The following is an 18,703-nucleotide window of genomic DNA, read 5'->3' as shown; positions in this document are numbered from 1 at the left end:
CAGCCTCCTCCACTCACCTGATCGAAGTACGGCAGTACCTACACGGGTTACGAGACGGTCACAACCCGATCCCCTAATCCCCTAGGGAGTGAACGAGGACCACCCCACAGTGGTTGCGGGATCTACTGGGAGTAATCCCCGATGGCCGGGTGACCCCCCGTCACTAGTTTTGGTCCCACGGCCGACCGCACCCCTGCCAGGTCGGCTCCCCGCGTCCTATCTGACCAGGAGAAATCCACCATGGGCACCAGCCCCAACACGCTGCACGACTTCGTACTCGGCCTGCTGAGCGACCCGAGCGCCCGGGCCGACTTCCAGGCCGACGCCGCGGGCGCCCTGGCCCGCGCCGGCCTCGGCGACATCAGCGCCGCAGACGTGCAGGAAGTCATCCCACTGGTCCTCGACTACGTGCCGACGGGGAGCCTGCCCGCCCTCGACGGCTCGTTGCTGGAGGACCTGCCGCTGGACCTGGCCGACACCGGCACGGCCGCGGCGATCTTCCGCCTGAAGGCCGTCACCGACCAGATCGCGGTGTCGGGGGCGACCGGCGCGTCGGACCTCAAGGCCGCCGTGGCGGGCACGCTGAGCGCGGACGCCGACGGCCTGACCGTCTTCGGCGGCGTGTCCAGCTGGGACCTGCTCGACGCCTCGGGTTCGGCGAAGCTGACGGTGGAGGGTGACTTCTCCGCGGTGAACGACGTGACCGGCACCCTGGACGGCACGCTGCACACCGCTCACGGTCAGGTGCACGACCTGACCGCCACGGCGACCGGCAGCCTCGACGGCGCCGTCGCCACCGCCGGTGGGGTCACCGGCGCGCTCCCGGGCGCGGACAGCCTGACCAGCACCGCGTTCGGCTCGCTCGACACGCTCCACGGCGTGGTCGAGGGCGTCGCCGGTGGCCTCACCAGCTCCCTGCACACCGGCGACCTGGGCCTGGGCAAGGTCGTCGAGGTGACCGGCCAGGTGGCCGGGCAGCACCACGCCGTCGACGCCGGCGCGCCGCTGGAGAGCGTCACCGACGTGGTGTCGGGCGCCGGCCACACCGCCGGCCTCGGCGGTGTGGTGACCGGGGTCACGGGCGCCGTGAGCAACGTCACGGGTGTCGTGGACGGCGCCGACCTGCCGGTCGTCGACTCCCTCGGCCTGGACGACCTGCTCTTCTGAGACCGGTCCACCACCGGAGAGGGGGTCCGCCCGCGGGGGCCGGCCCCCTCTCGCCTTTCACCCGGGTGGGAATTGACGGCAGACTCTTCCAGGTGATGTCCGCGCCATGGCTCGACGTGCTCGACGACACGATCAGGGCTTGCGCCGCGCACAACCGGCCCGACCTGGCCGAGCGGTTGCGCGAGAAGCGCGCCCGGCAGCTCGACCCCAAGCTGCGGGTGCTCGTCGTCGGCGAACCCAAGCAGGGCAAGAGCCAGCTGGTCAACGCCCTGGTGAACGCCCCGGTGTGCGCGGTGGGTGACGACGTCACCAGTACCGTGCCCACGTTCGTGCAGCACGCGGAGACCCCCTCCGCGGCGCTGGTGCGCGGCGCCTCGGTCGCCAACACCCCGACCGAGCGCATCCCGGTGCCCATCGACCAGCTCGCCGGCCAGGTCAGCACCTGCCAGGGCGACCTGGTCCGCGCCGAGGTCGGCATCCCGCGCGCCCTGCTGGGCTCCGGCCTGGTGCTGGTCGACACGCCCGGTGTGGGCGACCTGCGGCCCGCGCGCACCGCCGGCACGTTCGCCGTGCTGCTCCAGGCCGACGCGGTGCTGATGGTCTCCGACGCCACCGCCGAGCTGGCCGACTCGGAGCTGGACCTGCTCCGGCAGGTCATGGCCTCCTGCCCGAACGTCGTCGTGGTGCTCACCAAGATCGACATCGCCCCGCAGTGGCGCCGGGTGGTCGAGCGCAACCGGGCCAGGCTGGCCCGCGCGGGCGTCACCGCGAAGCTGATCCCGGTGTCCGCGGCGCTGCGCCTGCGCGCGGCCAAGACCGGCGACAAGGCGCTCAACGCCGAGTCCGGCTTCCCCGAGCTGCTGGGGTGCCTCCAGCAGGACATCCTGGCCGCCGCCGACGTGCTGGCCCGCCGCTCGGTCGCGGTCGCCGCCGCCTCGGCGGTCCGCCAGCTCGTCGCGCCGGTCCGCGAGGAGCTGTCCGCGCGGGGCTCGCGCCGCACCGCCGACACGGTGGCCGCGCTCAACGAGGCCCAGCGCCGCATCGACGAGCTGCGCCGCCGGTCCGCGCGCTGGCAGACCGTGCTAGCCGACGAGATGGCCGACCTGGTCTCCGACATCGAGCACGACCTGCGCGACCGCACCCGCCGCATCCTGCGCGAGGTCGAGCGGACCTTCGAGACCGCCGACCCGGCGCTGGGCTGGGACGAGTTCGAGAGGTGGCTGGAGGACAACCTCACCGAGGCCGCCGCGGTGAACTTCGCCTGGCTGCTGGACCGCTCGGAGTGGGTCGCGGAGAAGGTCGCCAGGAGCTTCCCGGTGGCCCGCGACGACCTGCTGCCCGAGTCGATCTTCCCCGACGACGTGCTGGACCGCGTGGCGCCGATGGACAAGCCGGTGATCGAGAAGTTCGGCCTGGCGCAGAAGGCGTTCACCGGCCTGAAGGGCTCCTACGGCGGCGTGCTGATGTTCGGCCTGGTCACCAGCCTGGCCGGGATGCCGCTGATCAACGCCGTCTCGCTGGGCGCGGGCGCGCTGTTCGGCGGCAAGTCCATCCTCGACGAGAGCGACCAGCGGCTGCGCCGCCGCCAGGCCGCCGCCAAGGCCGCCGCCGCCCGGCACGTGGACGACTTCTTCGTCAAGTTCGGCAAGGACTGCCGCGACGCCGCCCGCCACATCCAGCGCAGCCTGCGCAACCACTTCACCACGCTGGCCGAGGAGCTCCAGGAGACGCTGCTGGAGTCCGCCCGCAGCGCGCGCCGGGCCGTGCAGGACGACACCACCGAGCACGAGCGCCGCGTCCGCGAGGCGCAGCGCGAGCTGGACCGGCTGGTGCACCTGTACCAGCGGGTGCAGGCGCTGGCCGGTGGGCAGGCACCGCCGCTGGGGATCAGCGCATGACGTCGGGCCGGGCGCTCGGGGACGCGGTCCGGGCGCTGCTCGCGGACGCCCTGACCGCCTACCGGGACAGCCCGCGCGCGGTGGCGTGGCTGCGCGGGCACCTGGAGCGGTTCGACGAGCCGGTGCGGGTGGCCGTGGCGGGCGCGCCGCGCTCGGGCAAGTCGACCCTGGTCGGGGCGCTGGTCGGCGAGGAGTTCGCGCCGCCCGCGGCCACCACCTGGTACCGGGACGGGCCGCGGCCGCGGGCGCTCGCGGGCCAGTACGAGGTGCCGGTGGGGCGCCGGGGCGGCCGGGTGGTCGTGGACGCGCCGGACGCCGACCGCGTGGAGGTCGAGTGGCCGTCCCGCTCGCTGCGCGACCTGGTCCTGGTCGACACCGCCGCGGGCACGCCGGTCGAGCAGGTGTGCGCCGAGGCCGACGCCGTGCTGTACCTGACCAGGCACGTGCACGCCGACGACGTGCGGTTCCTGCGCACCGCCCACGACCACCCGGTGGCGCGCGCCGCGCCGGTGAGCACCGTGCTGGTGCTGGCGCGCGCCGACGAGATCGGCGGCGGCCGGATCGACGCGCTGACCTCGGCCAGGCAGATCGCCCGCCGCTACCGGCGCGAGGCCGCGGTGCGGCCGCTGTGCCAGGACGTGGTCGCGGTGTCCGGGCTGCTCGCGGTGGCCGCCAGGACGCTGCGGGCGGAGGAGTTCGCCGCGCTGGCCGCGCTCGCGGCCCTGGGGCGCGCCGAGCTGGAGGACCACCTGCTGTCGGCCGACCGGTTCGTGGGCGAGGACTTCCCGGTGCGGCTCGACCCGGAGGTGCGCCGCGGCCTGGTGGACCGGTTCGGCGTGTTCGGCGTGCGGCTGACCACCACGCTGATCCGGCAGGGCTTCGACACGCAGGTCAAGCTGACCGGCCAACTGGTGCAGCGCAGCGGCCTGGGCGAGCTGCGCGACTGCGTCGGCGCCTGCTTCACCGAGCGCCGCGACGTGCTCAAGGCCCGGTCGGCGCTGCTGGGCCTGGACGTGGTGCTGCGCGCCGAACCGCGCCCCGCCTCGGCCCGGCTGGCCGCCGCCGCGGAGCGCCTGGTGGCCTCCGCGCACGACTTCCGCGAGCTGCGGCTGCTGGCCGCGCTGCACAGCGGGCGCACCCGGCTGCCCGGCGGGCTGGAGGCGGAGGCGTCCCGGCTGGTCGGCGGCCTGGGCACGGACCTCGCGGTGCGGCTGGGCGTGGAGCACGAGCCGACCGGCCCGGAGCTGCGGCACGTCGTGCTCGACGCGCTGGCCCGCTGGCGCGGTCAGGCGGCCGACCCCGCGCTGGACCACGCGCAGCGGCGGGCCGCGGCCGTGGTGGTGCGCAGCTGCGAGGGGATGCTCGTGGAGCTGGACGCGCCCTAGCTGATCGCCTCGGTCACCGCCCGCACGGCCGCGGACGGCGTCCGGCGCGGGTCGGTGACCAGGAACAGCGTGGTGTCCGGCAGCTCGCGCACGCGCTGCAGCGTGCCCGCGTCCAGCTGCTCGGCCACCGCCACCCGCGGCAGCACGGTCCGGCCCAGGCCCGCCACCGCGCACGACCGCACGGCCTCGATGCTGCCGAACCGGGTGATGCTCGGCGTGGCGGGCAGCTCGCGCACGAACCGGTCGCAGTAGGAGCAGCCCTCCTCCAGCAGGAAGTAGCGCTCGTCGGCCACGGTGCCGGGCGCGGCCACCAACTCGATCGGCTCGACGCCGACGGCGGTGGCCCGCAGGCCCGGCGCGACCAGCGAGTCCTCCAGCACCAGGGCCAGGTCCAGGGTGCCGTTGCGGACCCCGGCCAGCGCCTGCCGGGTGCCCGCGGGCGACAGGTGCACGGTGATGCCCGGGAACCGCAGGGCCACGTCGGCGATGCGCTGCGGCAGCCGGTAGGCGCACATGGACTCCGGCGCGGCCACCCGCACGTCGCCCTCCACGGCCGTGCCGCCGCGCACCGCGTCCCGCAGGCGCTGCTCGGCGGTCAGCACCTCGCGGGCGTGCTCGACGGCCTGCCGGCCCGCCTCGGTCAGCCGGGCGCCGCTGGGCAGCCGGTCGAACAGACGCGCGCCCAGGTGCCGCTCCAGGGCCTTGACCTGGCTCGTCACCGTGGACTGCACGAGGTGCAGTTCGGCGGCGGTGGCGGTGAAGCTGCCCGTGCGCGCGAGCACCAGCAGGGTGCGCAGGAGGCGGGTGTCCACCCGATCGACAATACCGATAGGGCCGTTCGCAAGGAATCGTTGGACTCGATGACAGCTCGTGGGGGACGCTGTGCGCATGACCGAAGTGCTCCGCTACAGCTCCTTCACCACCGACCCGGCGGGCGGCAACCCGGCCGGGGTCGTGCTGGACGCTACCGGGTTGGACGACGCGGCCATGCTCCGCATCGCCGCCGAGGTCGGCTACTCCGAGACCGCCTTCGTCTTCCCCGGCGCCGACGAGCGCGAGTTCGACGTGCGCTACTTCAGCCCGCTGGTGGAGGTGCCGTTCTGCGGGCACGCGACCGTGGCCGCGGCGGTCGCGCTGGAGCGGCCCGGCCTGCTGCGGTTCCGCACGCCGGCCGGCCTGGTCGAGGTCGACACCGCGCCCGGCACGGCCACGCTGACCAGCGTGCCCACCTCGTCGGAGCCCGCCTCGCCCGAGGACGTGGCGGCCGCGCTGGCGGCGCTGCGGTGGTCGGCCGACGACCTGGACCCGCGCTACCCGCCGCACTGGGCGTTCGGCGGGGCGCGGCACCTGGTGCTGGTCGTGCGCACGCGCGAGCGGCTGGCCGGCCTGGACTACGACTTCGACGCGCTCGGCGACCTGCTGCGGGCGCACGGCGCGCTGACCGCGCACCTGGTGCACCGGCGCTCGGCCGACGTGTTCGACGCGCGGGACCCGTTCCCGGTCGGCGGCGTGGTGGAGGACCCGGCCACCGGCGCGGCCGCGGCGGCGTTCGGCGGCTACCTGCGGACCCTCGGCGAGCTGCCCCCGTCCGGCGAGCTGACCATCCACCAGGGCGTGGACATGGGGCGGCCGAGCACGCTGGAGGTCCGGGCCCCCGCCGACGACCCGCGGGTGTCGGTGACCGGGGCGGCGGTGCGGATCTAGACCCGCTCCAGCACCACCACGGGGATCTCGCGGTCGGTCTTCGCCGCGTACTCCTCGTAGGCCGGCCACACCTCGTTCATCAGCCTCCACAGCTCCGGGCGCTCCTCGGCGGTCGCCACCCGCGCCCGCGCGCGGAACACGTCCGCGGCCACCTGGACCTCGACCGAGTCGTCCCGCTGGACGTTCTTGAACCAGGCCGGGTGGTCGGGCGAGCCGCCGTTGGAGGCGATCACCACGTAGGCGTCGCCGTGCGGCTGGTAGATCAGCGCGGTGCGGCGCGGCTGGCCGGACTTGCGGCCCTTCGTGGTCAGCAGGAGCGTGTAGACGCCGGGGCGCCACTCGTGCCCCTCGGCGCCACCGGTCTCGACGTACCTGCGGATGTGCTCGTTCACCCAGTCGACGGGGCTGTCCACCACTGACATGCCACCGACGTTACCGAGGAGACGGCCCGCCCGCCGGACGGGGAGGTGCGACGGGGCCGCCGGTCGCTACTCCGCAGTCACGACCGGCGGCCCCGAACGGGGTGGGGACGTCCGCCACGCACCCCCTGGCGCGCCACCGGACCCCCGGCGCCACCCGGGCACCGCCCGCGTAAGCGGTGAACCCGGGGATCGCCCGGTCCCGTCGGTGAGGACGTGGTCCGGCGCGGCCATGGCTCCTGCCGCACTCCTAGTAGATCTGGCTCAAGCGGCGCATCCGTTCTCCTCCACAACGCTGGGGACTCCGCCAACTATGACGCCCGTGGAGGCTGGCGGCTCATACGAAAGGGGGATACACAGGTTTTATGCCCGAGCTGGAACTCCGCCACCTGCGCGCGGTCTGCGCGATCGCCGAAGAGGGCAGCCTGACCAAGGCCGCCACCCGACTGGGGCTCACGCAGCCCGCGATGAGCGCCCAGCTGCGCACCGTCGAGCGGATCGTCGGCGGCAGGCTGTTCGACCGCACCCCCGGCGGCTCGCCGCCCACCGACCTGGGCAGGCAGGTCGTCGGCACGGCCCGGCTGGTGCTCGACGAGGTGGACCAGCTCGTCTGCCTGGCCCGGCAGCGCAGCCGGGACGGCACGCCCGGTCCGCTGCTGGTCGGCGGGGTGCCCACGCTGTTCTTCGGGCACTTCGTGGAGGAGCTGCGGCGGGTGATCCCGTGCACGGGGGTCCGCACCGAGATCGCGCCCGGCGCGTCGGACCTGCTGGAGCTGCTGGTGTCCGGGCAGGTCCACCTGGGGGTGCTGGACCGGTTCGAGGGGCTGGAGCGGCGCGAGCTGCGCGGCCTGGAGATCCGGCGGCTGGTCAGCGAGCCGCAGTTCGTGGCGCTGCCGGAGGACGACCCGCTGGCCGCGCAGGAGGAGGTGGAGCTGGCGCGGCTGGCCGACCGGGACTGGGTGTCGCCGCCGGACGAGTTCGTCGGCAACCGCATCCAGATCTTCACCGCGTGCGCGGAGGCCGGGTTCACGCCCCGCCTCACCCACCACGTCACCGAGGCCAGCACCGCGCGCAGCCTGGTCGCCAACGGCGCGGTGTCGTTCGCGCTGCCCCAGTCGCGCAGCGGCGACGGGATCGTCGTCCGGCCCCTGCGCGGCGCGCCGATCATGGTGGACCTGATGCTGGCCACCCGGCGCGAGGGACCCGCCGCCGGGCGGGCCCACGACGTGTTCGCCGCCGCGGCCCGCGCGTACCGGGCGGTGCTGCCCCGCAACCCCGGCTACGCGAAGTGGTGGGAGGAGCACCCGAAGGCGCACCGGGAGATCGACGCGGCGCTGATGCTGGACCAGACCTGAGGGGCCGCCGCCCGGCGGCCCCTCCGCCGTTACCGGGCGCGCACGGCGTCCTCGATCGTGGTCGCCGGGCGGCCGATCAGCTTCTCCAGGTCCGGCCGCACGTCGGCGAGCACCCCGCGCCCGATGTTGACCTCGATGTCGGTCAGCAGCTCGGCCAGGAAGCCGGGCAGGCCGAAGCCCTCCAGCGCGGCGACCCGCTCGGCCGCGGTCACCCTGGTGTGCGTGGTGCCCCGCAGCGCGGCCAGCTCGTCGAAGCTCCACGCCCGCGGCCCGGTCAGCTCGTAGACCGCGCCCTCGTGACCCGGGGTGCTCAGCACGACCGCCGCGGCCAGCGCCAGGTCGTCCCGGGCCGCGCTGGCGACCCGCCCGTCGCCCGCGGCGGTGGTGATCGGGCCGGGGTGGAGGTAGTTCTCGTGGTACATGCCGTTGCGCAGGAAGGTGAACGGCACGCCGCTCTCCCGGATCGCCTCCTCGGTGGCCTTGTGCACCGCGGCCAGGACCAGCGGCGAGGTGTCGGCGTCGGTGACCGAGGTGTAGACCAGGTGCCGGACCCCCGCCTCGGCGGCGGCGCGCACGGCGGCCCGCTGGGCGGCGGTGCGCTGCTCGTCCGGGCCGTCCGCGGACACGATGAGCAGCCTGTCCACCCCCTCGAAGGTCCGCGAGAGGTCGCCGGCGAAGTCGCCGGCGCGCACCTCGACGCCGACGTCGCCGAGCTGTTCGGGCCGGCGGGTGGACACGGCCAGCCGCTCGGCCGGGATGCGCTCGAGGGCGTGCCGCAGGATCGCGGAACCGAGGTGACCGGCCGCGCCGGTGATCAACGTCTTCATGCCGCCGACGCTAGGGCGAAAGCTAACTATTCGAAAGTACCTACCTTTTCGTTGGGTACTTACGGATCGGAAAGCATCCAGCTAGGGTGGGGCGCGTGGATACCCGGGGTGATGTGTACGACCACAACTGCCCGTCCCGCCTGATCGCCGACCACGCCACGAGCCGGTGGGGCACCCTCGTGCTCGCCAGGCTGCTGGGCGGCGGGCTGCGGTTCGGCGAGCTGCGCCGCGAGGTGGCCGGCGTGAGCGAGAAGATGCTCGCCCAGACGCTGCAGGCGCTGGAGCGCGACGGCCTGGTGCACCGCGAGGTCCACCCGGTGATCCCACCGCGGGTGGACTACTCCCTCACCCCTCTGGGTACCCAGATCGCGGAGCGGATCAGCGGACTGTTCACCTGGATCGAGGACAACCTCCCGAGCCTGGTCGCGGCCCAGCGGGCCTACGACGCGCGGCGCGCGGAGAACGTGTGACAGGTCACGTCCAGTCCTCCGACCCGTACCGCCCGAGACGGACCGGTCGTCGGTGTTCGCCCCGGTCGGGAGGCCCGGACGTCGGACCTCTGCCCGAACCGGCGAACCCAACGCCCGGTGAATTCCACGTGAGCTTTGCCAGAATGGGGTCATGACGCAGCCCTTCACGGACGATAGTCACCCGGCCGAGCCCTATCCGGGAGCTCGGCCGGGACACTGCTTCGTGCACCTCGACGGCGCCGGCTGGCCGGTCACCCCCGACCCGGGCGCCGTGTCGGGGTGGCGCGTCGCCCCGGACGGGCGGGACCTCGACGACTGGCTGGCCGCGCACGGCGAACCGCCCCTGGCGGGCCGGATGCCGGTGCTGGCCTACGGCTCCAACGCCAACCCCGCCAAGGTCACGTGGCTGCGCGAGGAACTCGGACTCACCGGCCCGGCGGTGGTGCTGAGGGCCCGCTGCGAGGGGATCGCCGCGGTGTGGGCGGCGGGCCTGCGCAAGACCGACGGCCAGCGGCCGGCGACGCTCGCCGCCGCGCCGGGCGTCGAGGAGGAGCACGCGGTGTGGTTCGCCACCGCGGAGCAGCTGCGGGTGCTCGACCGCTGCGAGGGCCGGGGCCTGCGCTACCGGCTCGTCCGGCTGCGCACCGGCCGGGTCACCCTGTTCAACGGCGGCGTGGTCGACTCCGTGCTGGCCTACACCGGCGCGGGCCGCAGGCGGATGCCCCTGCTGGTCAACGGCAGGCCGGTGCGCTGCGCCGACGTGGACCAGCGCCGCGCCCACCGGCTGGGCGGGCGGCCCGCCGACACCGACGGCCTGGACGTGACCCCGGTGCACGGCGACCCGTCGCCGGACGACTGGCCCGACCGGCTGTTCGTCTACGGCACCCTCCAGCCCGGCATGAGCGCGTGGCACCTGGTCGAGCCGTTCGTGCTGGGCGACCCGGTGCCCGCCCGGCTGCCCGGCGTGCTGCACGACACCGGCCGGGGCTACCCCGCGCTGCGGCCCGCGGGCGGCCCGGACGTGCCCGGCCACCTGCTGCGGCTGGCCAACCCCGAGGACGCCCTGCCCGTGCTCGACGGGTACGAGGGCGACGAGTACACGCGCGTCCGCGTCGCGCTGCCCGACGGGCGGGTCTGCTGGACCTACCTGTGGACCTCCGAGGTGGGCGACGACATGCCCGTGCTCGGCGACGGCTGGGTCGAGAACCGCCCGTGATTTCCCCGATCCGGTGAATTTTTCGCCGATCGAGCCAACCCACCGGCTGCCGGGTACGTCCTCGGGGTAGGACCACTCGTCCGAGCCAGGAGGTGGATCATGAGGCGACTCGTCGCGTTCGGCGCCCTCGCGGTCGCGCTCACCGCGTGCGGCAACCCCGACCAGCAGGCCGGGCGGTCGACGGTTCCGGTGGCGCCCGGCTCGGGGAGCGGTACCACGGCGGCCGCGCCGCCGGCGCCCACGCCGGCGTCGACGCCCGCCGCGTCGACCCCCCAGGCGTCCGGCCGGTGCACCGCCGCGGTGCTGGCGGCCGAGGTGCAGCCCGGCGACTCGGGCGCGGGCAACCGGTACGCCAAGCTCGTGGTGACCAACAACGGGCCGGCGCCGTGCACCCTCAGCGGGTACAGCGGCCTCCAGCTCCTCGACGCCTCCGGGCAGCCGGTGCCCACCGACCTCCAGCGCACGCCCGACCCCGGGCCGGCGCCGGTCGTGGTGCCCCCGAAGGCCAGGGCGGCGGCCAACCTGCACTGGACCGTGGTGCCGACCGACGCGGAGCCGGTGGACGGGCCGTGCCAGCCCGAGGCGGCGCGGGCCAGGGCCATCCCGCCGGACGACACCCAGCCGATGAGCCTGGAGTGGGGGCTGGGGCCGGTGTGCGGCGGTGGGCGCATCGAGATCAGCGCGTTCTACGCTGCCTAGGTGATCGAGTCCAACGTCCCGGGCCACGCGGGTGAGCTCGCGGTCCGCACCTGGTCCAACCTCGACGCCTCCTGGCTGGCCGTCCTCGTGCACGGGCACGGCGAGCACGGCGGCCGGTACGGGCACGTGGCCGACGCCCTGGTGGCGGCGGGTGCCCTGGTGGTGGCGCCCGACCTCGTCGGGCACGGCGGCTCGGCCGGCGAGCGGGCCCTGGTCACCGACTTCGACGGCGTGGTCGCCGACGTGGCGGCCGCGGTCTCGTCGGCGGCCGTCGACCTGCCGGTGGTGCTCGTCGGGCACGGCGTGGGCGGGCTGGTCGCCGCCCGCTACGCGCAGCTGCACCCGCTGGCCGCGCTGGTGCTCTCCGCACCCGTGCTGGGCACGTGGCAGGGGGTGGACGCGCTCTCGCTGCCGGAGGTGCCCGACGCGCCGGTCGACCCGGACGCGCTCTCCCGCGACCCCGAGGTGGGCAAGTGGTACGCCGCCGACCCGCTGGTCTGGCACGGGCCGTTCCGGCGGGAGACGCTGGAGGCGCTGGAGCGGGCGCTCGACGAGGTGAACTACGGGCCCACGCTGGAGCACCTGCCCACGCTGTGGCTGCACGGCGACGCCGACGAGCTGGTGCCCCTGGCCGACACCCGCACCGGCACCGACCGGCTGCGCGGGCTGCGGTTCGAGGAGCGGATCTACCCCGGTGCGCGGCACGAGGTGTTCAACGAGACCAACTCGGACGAGGTGCTGGCCGACGTGGTCGGGTTCGTCCGGCGGGTGCTGGCGGAGGGCTGAGCCGCCGCGTCCGGCCGGCGGGGAGGCACGCGCCCGGCGGTACCGCGAGCGGACCGGTGCGGCGGGCACCGGGGTCCGGTGGGGGCTCGGGCGGGTCGACCCGCCGTCCCCGGCGGGCGCGGCCCGGTGGTGGGGTCGGCCGCTCGGGGCCGGCTCCCGGGTGCCGCCCCGAACCGCCGCTCGCCGACACCCCGGGCCGCGCGGACGCGTCGTGCGGCCACCGCCGCGTCCGCGCCCTCCCGCGCCGGCGCGGTCGCACCGCTTCCCCGGTGCCCGGACGACGCGCCCGACCCGGCCCGACCCCGTCGGGTGCCCGCCACGGGGCACCCGGTGCGCCGGAACCGGCCGCGGGGACGGGCGGGCCGCGCCGGACGGGTGGAGCGGCAGGCGCGGGCGCCACCCCACCCGTCGGTCACTCAGGAGCCGACTCAGTTGTCCCCGTAGTCGTCCCAGTCGCCGTCGTCGTGGTAGCCGTCGTCGTAGTCGTCATCGTCGTAGTCGCCGTAGTCCGAGTCGTCGTCGTAGTCGACGTAGCTCTCGTCGTGGGCGCTGCTGTTGGTGTGGCCGACGGCCGAGCCGTCATCACCGGCCCACCCCCAGCTGTTGTGGTAGCACGCACCGTCCTCGTTCGCGAACGAGTCCGTGTTCAGGTAGCCGGCGCCCTCGTGGCCCGCGTACAGCGCGCCCTCCAGGTAGTACGCGTAGTCCCCCTCCTCGGAGGAACCCGAGTAGACCTGGTAGACGTACGAGCCCTCGTCCGAGGCGGACACGTAGCCGTTGTCGTAGTCGGCGGCGTCGGCCGAGGCGACGCCGGCGGCACCGATCAGGATCGGCAGCGCCGCGGCGCCGGCGACCACGAGTCGGATGATGCTGCGCAACATGGTGAGACCTCCTGGGTCTGTGTGTGCGGGGCCTTGCGCAGAACATCGTTACCTCGGTCAACCGGACCCCGCCGGGCGCCGACCGCATCGTGTGAACTCCCGTTTGTCCTGCGAAAACCGCCTGATCAGCGGCCATCACGAGCGGTGTTCGCAAGGGTGACCTTGTGGGTGACGGCGGGCGGTCCACAGGGACTACCCGACCGTGTCGTCGACATCGCCGGCGCGAAGCGCTAGAGCCCGGTGGGACGCGTCGCGCGGGGTTCCCGGCCCGCCGGACCGCCCCGGCACCGAAGCGGGCACCGAAGCCGGCGCGCGAAGCCGCCCGCGACCGTTCCGCCCGGTCCCGCGGTCCCGCCGGCCGGCCCACCGGAGCGGGCCGCTGACGGCGCCCGCGCCGATCGTGGACAATTTCACCCCGAGATGGCCGGAGATGACCTGGAGCTGCTGATCACCGCGGTGGTGGCGGCCGACGACGAGCGGCGGGCGCGGGCGGCCTGCGACGCGTTGCTGCGCCGCGTCGGCGGGCGGGTCGCGCGGGTGTCCGACTGCTCGGACGAGGAGCCCGGCTGCTGGTCGGTCACCATCGACCTGGTCAGCGGCGAGCGGGTCGGCCAGAACGTGGCCGGCGCGCTCGCCCGCGCCGTGCGGGCGTTCGTGCGGCAGCTCGGCGACGGGTTCCCCACGCCGCGGGTGGCGTGCGAGCCGCCCACCGCGTGGACCGTGCTGGAGGACCCGGCGCTGCTCGACGAGGTGCTGCCGGGCGTGGAGCGGCTGCTGGTGGAGGCGTGGGCGGGCGGCGACCCGCAGCACCGGGAGCGGGTCGAGCCGGAGCCCCCGGCGGCGGAGGAGCGCGAGCTCGACTCCGGCACCAGGCTGCTGCTCCGGGTGGACGTGGCCACGGACCGGTCGGCCGGCGCCGAGTGGCAGGCACGGGCCGTGGCCAGCCGGGTCGCGCGGAATGGCAAGATCACCCGGGTGGCCCCGCACGGACCCCTACTGAGAGTGCACGTGGACCTCGGTTCGAGCACGAATTCCCCTGACGTGGCGCTACGGGAGGCGGTGGCGTCGCTGGGCCTTTCGGGGTGGTCGGAACCGTCGTGGTCGGGGCCCTCGGCGGTGGCGCGCTGGTCAGCCGCACCCGTCCCACCAGCCGGGATAACCGCTCTGGAACTCACCGCGACACCGGCCTCGGCATTCGTGTGGACGGTGCCCGGCTGAAGTGGACTTCGTTGATCCGATCGAGTGGATTCGCGCCTCCACCCGGTCAGCCGATCTTGCTTGTGGAACACCACAATTTAGGTACTACTTTCAACAATAGGAACACCAGGTTTCCCAGGAGGGCCGGTACCCGACATGGCCAGCATCGAAGACGTCCGTGGCTCGATCCAGCAGGCCATCGAGAAGGCGAACCAGAGCGTGAGCGCGCTCCAGCAGGCCGCCGACCTCGCCGACGACGCCCAGGACCTGCTCCGGGCCGCCACCCAGGGCAGCAACCAGTCCGAGGTGGAGCAGGTGAACGCGCGGTTCGCCGAGGTGGCGTCCGCGGTGGCCGACCTCCAGAAGTCCCTCCTCGCCGGGATCTCCCAGGCCGAGGGCATCGACTCCAGGCTGTGACGTGACGTCCATCGGCGAGGTCAAGCTGGCGCTCGAGCAGAGCTGCGAACACCTGCGGGACGCCTACCGGTGCGTCCGGGAGGCGCAGGACTCGCTGGACGAGGCCGTCGACATCCTGGTCAAGGCAGGCGCCCACCACCCGGAGTCGCTGGTGCCGCCGGAGTTCGCCAGGGCGCGGGAGAAGTTCGCCGACGAACTGGAGCTGATCGTGGTGAGCCTCGAACAGGTCCGGCGACTGACCGTGGAGCTGTGACGTGAGCAGGCGGGAGGAGCGCCAGCGGCGGATCGTGGACTCCTTCGAGGAGTTCCGGCAGGCGGTCGCGGCCGCGCTGGGCAACGCCGCGCGCGAGCACCGCCTGGCCGCCGAGGAGCACGCCCGCGGCATCTTCGAGGCCATGCTGCGCGGCCAGGGCATCGACCGGGCCCTGGCCGACCCGCTGCTCGCGCGGGCGATGCGCGACGGGCTGTTCGACCAGCAGGTGGCGCAGGCCATGCTGGACCGCGTCGAGGCGTTCCGCCAGTGGTCCGAGCACGGCCCCGACCAGCTGGCCGCGCTGGTGGGCGCGGTGGCCGACGGGCCGGCGTCGTGGCCGCACGAGGCGTGGCTGGGCACCCCCGGCACGGCCGACGGCAGCGAGGGCGTGCCGGAGCTGTGGCGCATCGGCACCGGCACGGTGCCCAGCGCGCCGGAGCCGCGCGGGTTCCCGGTCGCCGTGCCGATGCTCGACCACGCCCACCTGCACGTCGCCTCCACCCACACCAGCCGGGTCGCCGCCGAGGGCATGGTGGAGAACCTGCTGCTGCGCGTGCTGGGCCACTTCCAGCCGGGCCTGGTGCACGTCCACGTGTGGGACGTCGGCCAGCTCACCGGCGCGCTGCCCGGCCTGTACCCGCTGACCAGGGCGGGCCTGCTCACCGTGCACGACCCAGCCCGGCTGCACGAGCTGCTCGACGAGCTGTCCGACCACATCCGCCGCGTGCACACCGGCGTGCTGGTCGAGGGCCACCAGTCGGTGGGCGCGGCGGGCGGGCGGCGCACCGAGCCGTGGCGGGTGGCCGTGCTGTTCGGCAACCGCCGGCCGCTGAAGGAGGAGCACCAGCAGCAGTTGCAGCGCGTGGCGCGCAACGGGCTGGCGGCGGGCATCCAGCTCGTCGTGGTCGACATCCCGGTCACGGTGAACTCGCCGATCGAGACCGTCACCGTCGCCGACGACCTGACCGCCAGGTGCACCATGACCGGCGACAACGTCGTGGTCGCGCTGGACCCGCCGTTCCCGCGCACCCTGGTGCCGCGCGCGTGCGCGATCATCGCCGAGGAGCGCGAGGCCCGCCGCACCCGGCTGAGCACGTTCGAGGACCTGCTGCCGGACCGGCTGTGGCTGGAGAACTCGTCGGCGGGCGTGGTCGCGCCGGTCGGGTTCCGCGAGGGCGAGCCGGTGCACGTGGCGCTGGGCGACACCTCGCCGCACGCGCTGATCGGCGGCCCCAGCGGGTCGGGCAAGACGAACTTCCTCTACGCCATGCTCGGCAGCCTGGCCGCCCGGTACGCCCCCGACGAGCTGGAGCTGTACCTGCTGGACTTCAAGGAGGGCGTGTCGTTCGCGCAGTTCGCGCCGGGCCGCAAGGACCCGACGTGGCTGCCGCACGCGCGCCTGGTCGGCGTCAACGTCAACACCGACCGCGAGTTCGGCGTGGCGCTGCTGGTGTTCCTGGCCGACGAGATGCGCAGGCGCGCCGACGCGGCCAAGCAGCACGAGGTCACCAAGCTGGAGCAGCTGCGCGAGGAGGACCCGCGCGGGCACTGGCCGCGGATCGTGGCGGTGATCGACGAGTTCCAGTACCTGTTCGCCGAGCGCGACCAGGTCACCGCCCAGGCCACGCAGCTGCTGGAGGACGTGGCCCGGCGCGGCCGGTCGCAGGGCATCCACCTGGTGCTGTCCAGCCAGGACGTGTCCGGCATCGAGGGCTTCTGGGGCAAGTCGGCGATCTTCGAGCAGTTCACCGTGCGGATCGCGCTGCCCAAGGCGCGGCGGGTGCTGGCCGAGCCGCACAACGACGCCGCGGTGGAGCTGCCGCGCTGGCACGCCGTGGTCAACCACGAGTCGGGCGTGCGGCCGGGCAACGAGGTCGCGCGCGTCCCCGACGCCACCCGCAAGGGCACGATCGACGCGCTCCAGGTCGAGCTGCACCGCCGCCGCCCGCCGGAGCTGGCCGAGCCGATCCTGTTCGACGGCAGCAAGGTGCCCGCCCTCCAGTCGCTGGCGGACTTCCGGGCGCTGGAGCCAGGCGTGCCCGCGCCGACCGTGCTGCTGGGGCAGGTCATCGACGTGGCGGGCAGCGCGGCCAAGGTGCGCTTCGCCCGCACGCCGGGGCGCAACGTCGCGGTGATCGGCTCGCTGGCCGGCGACGCGTCGGCGGTGCTGGCCGGCGCCGCGCTGTCGCTGGCCCGCCAGCACGGGCCGACCGACGCCCGGTTCACCCTGGCGTGCCTGACCGAGGACGCCCGGCCGCACGCGGACCGGTTGGCCAAGCAGCTGCGCGGCGAGGGCCACGACGTGACCGAGCTGGGCATGGAGGGCATCCGCGAGCTGGTCGACACGGTGGCGGGCGGGATCAGCGCGAGCATGACCGGCGAGGCGGGCGCGCCGCTGCAGCCCCACTACCTCGTGGTCTACGCGGTGGACGCCGCCCACGCGCTGCTGGAGGCCAAGAACGCCGCCCGGGTGTCCGGCGTGGACAGCCTGCGCACCGTGCTCAGGCACGGCCCCGAGAACCGCACCCACGTGCTGGGCTGGTGGCGGGGCGCGCAGCGGCTGAAGAACAGCCTGTCGCCGGGCGTCTACGACGACATCGGCGCCTGGGTGGCGTTCGACGTCCAGGGCAAGGAGCTGCTCGCGTTCGGTCCGGACCAGGTGCTGTCGTGGTCGCCCCGACCGCGCCGGGGCCTGTTCTTCGACCGGTTCGAGCACTCCCGGCCGCAGGTGGTCATCCCGTTCGACACCGGGGAGGAAGCATGATCGGACACGCGTCCGTGGTGCCCGCGCAGCGCACCAGTGGAGAAGGCGTGCCGCGGACCGTGCCGGGCTCGGCGGTCGAGCGGTACAAGGAGGTCGTCCGGCAGGTCGACGACTCGTTGGCCCGCATGCGCGAGCACGACCGCGAGCGGGTGCGGCGGCTGGTGGGGCTGCTGGTCGAGTCGCAGGAGCGGATGGTCGGGGTGATCGAGCGGGAGCGGGTCGCCTGGGGGTTGGCCAGGGTGCACTGGGAGGCGGTGGTCGAGCTGCTGTGGGACGAGCGGTGGATGAAGATCACGCCGATGCCCGCCCCGGACGAGTCGGTGCCGCCGCGGCCGCAGCACGAGTACGACGAGGCGATGGACCGGGCCTACCGGGCGTTGGAGGAGGCGGCGCAGAAGCGCACCCTGCTGCGGCGCAAGGGGGCTTAGGGCTCTCGCCCGGCGGGAGGCGGGGATGGACACCACCGACATCGGCCGGCGCGTACGGGGCATCCGCGGGCGCCGCGGTCTCAGCCTCGACGTGGTCGCCGGGTTGGCCGGCATCGGCAAGGGCCACCTGTCGATGCTGGAGCGCGGTGAGCGGCGGTTCGGGCGGAGAGGGCGGCGCCGGAACGCCTGGTGGACGTGGCCGACCCGACCGCGCCGGACACCGCGCCTCCGGAAGCCGCGGGGATGCTGCACCTGTCCGCGACGCGGCGGCGCACCTGGCGGAAGCGGGGGAACTGGCGGGGCGGACCGGGGAACTCCGGTCGCCCGGGAACAGGCTCGGGGTGGTTCACGAGGAGCACGACACGCCGGCAGCCGTGGCACCCGCCGCGTGACGGGGTGCCGGCCGGGCAGCCCGACCGCCTAGAACCCCCAGGACACGCCCACCGTGTCGTAGTCCAGCTCGGCCTCCGTGCCGCGGTACGCCGCCAGCGCGGCCGCGTTGTCCTTCTCGGTGCCGGTCCACGCCCCGGTGCACCCGCGGGACCTCGCCAGCTCCAGCAGGTCCCGGAGGAGCGCGGTGGCGACGCCCCGCCGCCGGAAGCGGTCGTCCACGCCCAGCTCGTAGATCAGCATCTCCACGCCCTTGTCCGGGTGGATGGTCTCCACGCCGGAGACGAAGCCCGCCGGCCGGTCGTCCACGTAGGCGATGAGCAGGTGGTGGCGGTCGTCGGCGAGGAAGGCCCTGGTGGCGTCCTCGCGCGGCGGGTCGTCGAACAGGTGCCCGGCGGTCACCACGGCCTCGTACGAGGTGATCCGGCGGATGTCCATGCGGGCGAG

Annotated in this window: 19 protein-coding genes; 14 read left to right on the top strand and 5 right to left on the bottom strand. The window is 74.5% G+C overall.

Translation table 11 applies throughout. The features are described 5' to 3' along the window. The first annotated feature begins 240 nt into the window (after window positions 1-240). From EKG83_RS02910 to EKG83_RS02900, 3 genes are all read left to right on the top strand, one after another. Window positions 241-1,167, top strand: coding sequence for an IniB N-terminal domain-containing protein (locus EKG83_RS02910; protein ID WP_033429876.1), 927 nt, complete (start codon window positions 241-243; stop codon window positions 1,165-1,167). Window positions 1,168-1,262: 95 nt separating this feature from the next. Further along, window positions 1,263-3,065: a dynamin family protein gene (locus EKG83_RS02905; RefSeq protein ID WP_033429875.1), complete on the top strand. Its 1,803-nt coding sequence runs from the start codon at window positions 1,263-1,265 to the stop codon at window positions 3,063-3,065. Further along, window positions 3,062-4,450, top strand: a complete 1,389-nt coding sequence (locus tag EKG83_RS02900) for a GTPase domain-containing protein (protein WP_033429874.1) — start codon at window positions 3,062-3,064, stop codon at window positions 4,448-4,450. Before EKG83_RS02905 ends, EKG83_RS02900 begins: the two co-directional genes overlap by 4 nt. Here EKG83_RS02900 and EKG83_RS02895 read toward each other — a convergent pair. Next, entirely contained in the window at window positions 4,447-5,262 is an 816-nt protein-coding gene (locus EKG83_RS02895; protein WP_033429873.1) for a LysR family transcriptional regulator, read from the bottom strand. The genes EKG83_RS02900 and EKG83_RS02895 overlap by 4 nt on opposite strands. Before the next feature lie 76 nt (window positions 5,263-5,338). On the opposite strand from EKG83_RS02895, the gene EKG83_RS02890 reads away from it, so the two are divergent. Then, on the top strand, window positions 5,339-6,154 hold the full coding sequence (locus EKG83_RS02890) for a PhzF family phenazine biosynthesis protein (RefSeq protein WP_033429872.1): 816 nt from the start codon (window positions 5,339-5,341) through the stop codon (window positions 6,152-6,154). On the opposite strand, the gene EKG83_RS02885 is transcribed toward EKG83_RS02890, so the two are convergent. Next, window positions 6,151-6,576: a nitroreductase family deazaflavin-dependent oxidoreductase gene (locus tag EKG83_RS02885; RefSeq protein WP_033429871.1), complete on the bottom strand. Its 426-nt coding sequence runs from the start codon at window positions 6,574-6,576 to the stop codon at window positions 6,151-6,153. The two genes, EKG83_RS02890 and EKG83_RS02885, sit on opposite strands and share 4 nt — an antisense overlap. A gap of 362 nt (window positions 6,577-6,938) precedes the next feature. Between EKG83_RS02885 and EKG83_RS02880 the strand changes: the two genes are divergently transcribed. Further along, window positions 6,939-7,928, top strand: a complete 990-nt coding sequence (locus tag EKG83_RS02880) for a LysR family transcriptional regulator (RefSeq protein ID WP_033429870.1) — start codon at window positions 6,939-6,941, stop codon at window positions 7,926-7,928. Window positions 7,929-7,957: 29 nt separating this feature from the next. Here EKG83_RS02880 and EKG83_RS02875 read toward each other — a convergent pair whose 3' ends face one another. Beyond that, window positions 7,958-8,755, bottom strand: coding sequence for an NAD(P)H-binding protein (locus tag EKG83_RS02875; RefSeq protein ID WP_033429869.1), 798 nt, complete (start codon window positions 8,753-8,755; stop codon window positions 7,958-7,960). A 95-nt stretch (window positions 8,756-8,850) separates the two neighbouring features. Here EKG83_RS02875 and EKG83_RS02870 point away from each other — a divergent pair, with 95 nt between their 5' ends. From EKG83_RS02870 to EKG83_RS02855, 4 genes are all read left to right on the top strand, one after another. Next, the gene (locus tag EKG83_RS02870) at window positions 8,851-9,225 is read left to right on the top strand and encodes a winged helix-turn-helix transcriptional regulator (RefSeq protein ID WP_033429868.1); all 375 of its coding nucleotides are present in this window, start codon (window positions 8,851-8,853) and stop codon (window positions 9,223-9,225) included. A 223-nt stretch (window positions 9,226-9,448) separates the two neighbouring features. Beyond that, window positions 9,449-10,441, top strand: coding sequence for a gamma-glutamylcyclotransferase family protein (locus EKG83_RS49370; RefSeq protein ID WP_322746627.1), 993 nt, complete (start codon window positions 9,449-9,451; stop codon window positions 10,439-10,441). A 99-nt stretch (window positions 10,442-10,540) separates the two neighbouring features. Next, window positions 10,541-11,140 carry a DUF4232 domain-containing protein gene (locus EKG83_RS02860; RefSeq protein WP_033429866.1) on the top strand — a complete coding sequence of 200 codons (600 nt, stop codon included), beginning with the start codon at window positions 10,541-10,543 and terminating at the stop codon, window positions 11,138-11,140. Next, on the top strand, window positions 11,141-11,926 hold the full coding sequence (locus EKG83_RS02855; RefSeq protein ID WP_033429865.1) for an alpha/beta fold hydrolase: 786 nt from the start codon (window positions 11,141-11,143) through the stop codon (window positions 11,924-11,926). A gap of 428 nt (window positions 11,927-12,354) precedes the next feature. Here the strand turns inward: EKG83_RS02855 and EKG83_RS02850 are convergent, their stop codons facing one another. Next, window positions 12,355-12,807: a hypothetical protein gene (locus EKG83_RS02850; RefSeq protein ID WP_033429864.1), complete on the bottom strand. Its 453-nt coding sequence runs from the start codon at window positions 12,805-12,807 to the stop codon at window positions 12,355-12,357. Window positions 12,808-13,227: 420 nt separating this feature from the next. Between EKG83_RS02850 and EKG83_RS02845 the strand changes: the two genes are divergently transcribed. The 5 genes from EKG83_RS02845 to EKG83_RS02825 all read left to right on the top strand — a co-directional run bounded on the left by EKG83_RS02845 (window position 13,228) and on the right by EKG83_RS02825 (window position 17,866). Then, the gene (locus tag EKG83_RS02845; protein WP_153277847.1) at window positions 13,228-14,025 is read left to right on the top strand and encodes a hypothetical protein; all 798 of its coding nucleotides are present in this window, start codon (window positions 13,228-13,230) and stop codon (window positions 14,023-14,025) included. A 135-nt stretch (window positions 14,026-14,160) separates the two neighbouring features. Further along, window positions 14,161-14,421, top strand: coding sequence for a hypothetical protein (locus EKG83_RS02840; protein WP_033432145.1), 261 nt, complete (start codon window positions 14,161-14,163; stop codon window positions 14,419-14,421). Window position 14,422: 1 nt separating this feature from the next. Continuing rightward, window positions 14,423-14,674 carry a hypothetical protein gene (locus EKG83_RS02835; protein WP_033432146.1) on the top strand — a complete coding sequence of 84 codons (252 nt, stop codon included), beginning with the start codon at window positions 14,423-14,425 and terminating at the stop codon, window positions 14,672-14,674. Between the two features lies 1 nt (window position 14,675). Further along, on the top strand, window positions 14,676-17,438 hold the full coding sequence (locus tag EKG83_RS02830) for an FtsK/SpoIIIE domain-containing protein (RefSeq protein ID WP_033432147.1): 2,763 nt from the start codon (window positions 14,676-14,678) through the stop codon (window positions 17,436-17,438). Then, window positions 17,435-17,866: a hypothetical protein gene (locus EKG83_RS02825; RefSeq protein WP_153277846.1), complete on the top strand. Its 432-nt coding sequence runs from the start codon at window positions 17,435-17,437 to the stop codon at window positions 17,864-17,866. The genes EKG83_RS02830 and EKG83_RS02825 overlap by 4 nt, the downstream gene beginning before the upstream one ends. Window positions 17,867-18,286: 420 nt before the next feature. Here the strand turns inward: EKG83_RS02825 and EKG83_RS02820 are convergent, their stop codons facing one another. Next, window positions 18,287-18,694, bottom strand: a complete 408-nt coding sequence (locus EKG83_RS02820; protein ID WP_033432149.1) for a GNAT family N-acetyltransferase — start codon at window positions 18,692-18,694, stop codon at window positions 18,287-18,289. Window positions 18,695-18,703: the final 9 nt, after the last annotated feature.

It is taken from the genome of Saccharothrix syringae, from assembly GCF_009498035.1.
GTDB lineage: Bacteria > Actinomycetota > Actinomycetes > Mycobacteriales > Pseudonocardiaceae > Actinosynnema > Actinosynnema syringae.
Note: the sequence above shows the minus strand (reverse complement) of the source record. Positions and strands in the feature narration are given on the sequence as shown.

Bases quoted from the DNA above. Each gene is read 5' to 3' on its own strand.
- EKG83_RS02825 (WP_153277846.1), top strand. From the start codon at position 17,435: ATGATCGGACACGCGTCCGTGGTGCCCGCGCAGCGCACCAGTGGAGAA.
- EKG83_RS02910 (WP_033429876.1), top strand. From the start codon at position 241: ATGGGCACCAGCCCCAACACGCTGCACGACTTCGTACTCGGCCTGCTG.
- EKG83_RS02820 (WP_033432149.1), bottom strand. From the start codon at position 18,694: ATGGACATCCGCCGGATCACCTCGTACGAGGCCGTGGTGACCGCCGGG.
- EKG83_RS02885 (WP_033429871.1), bottom strand. From the start codon at position 6,576: ATGTCAGTGGTGGACAGCCCCGTCGACTGGGTGAACGAGCACATCCGC.
- EKG83_RS02905 (WP_033429875.1), top strand. From the start codon at position 1,263: ATGTCCGCGCCATGGCTCGACGTGCTCGACGACACGATCAGGGCTTGC.
- EKG83_RS02890 (WP_033429872.1), top strand. From the start codon at position 5,339: ATGACCGAAGTGCTCCGCTACAGCTCCTTCACCACCGACCCGGCGGGC.
- EKG83_RS02900 (WP_033429874.1), top strand. From the start codon at position 3,062: ATGACGTCGGGCCGGGCGCTCGGGGACGCGGTCCGGGCGCTGCTCGCG.
- EKG83_RS02880 (WP_033429870.1), top strand. From the start codon at position 6,939: ATGCCCGAGCTGGAACTCCGCCACCTGCGCGCGGTCTGCGCGATCGCC.
- EKG83_RS02845 (WP_153277847.1), top strand. From the start codon at position 13,228: ATGGCCGGAGATGACCTGGAGCTGCTGATCACCGCGGTGGTGGCGGCC.
- EKG83_RS02840 (WP_033432145.1), top strand. From the start codon at position 14,161: ATGGCCAGCATCGAAGACGTCCGTGGCTCGATCCAGCAGGCCATCGAG.
- EKG83_RS02875 (WP_033429869.1), bottom strand. From the start codon at position 8,755: ATGAAGACGTTGATCACCGGCGCGGCCGGTCACCTCGGTTCCGCGATC.
- EKG83_RS02860 (WP_033429866.1), top strand. From the start codon at position 10,541: ATGAGGCGACTCGTCGCGTTCGGCGCCCTCGCGGTCGCGCTCACCGCG.
- EKG83_RS02850 (WP_033429864.1), bottom strand. From the start codon at position 12,807: ATGTTGCGCAGCATCATCCGACTCGTGGTCGCCGGCGCCGCGGCGCTG.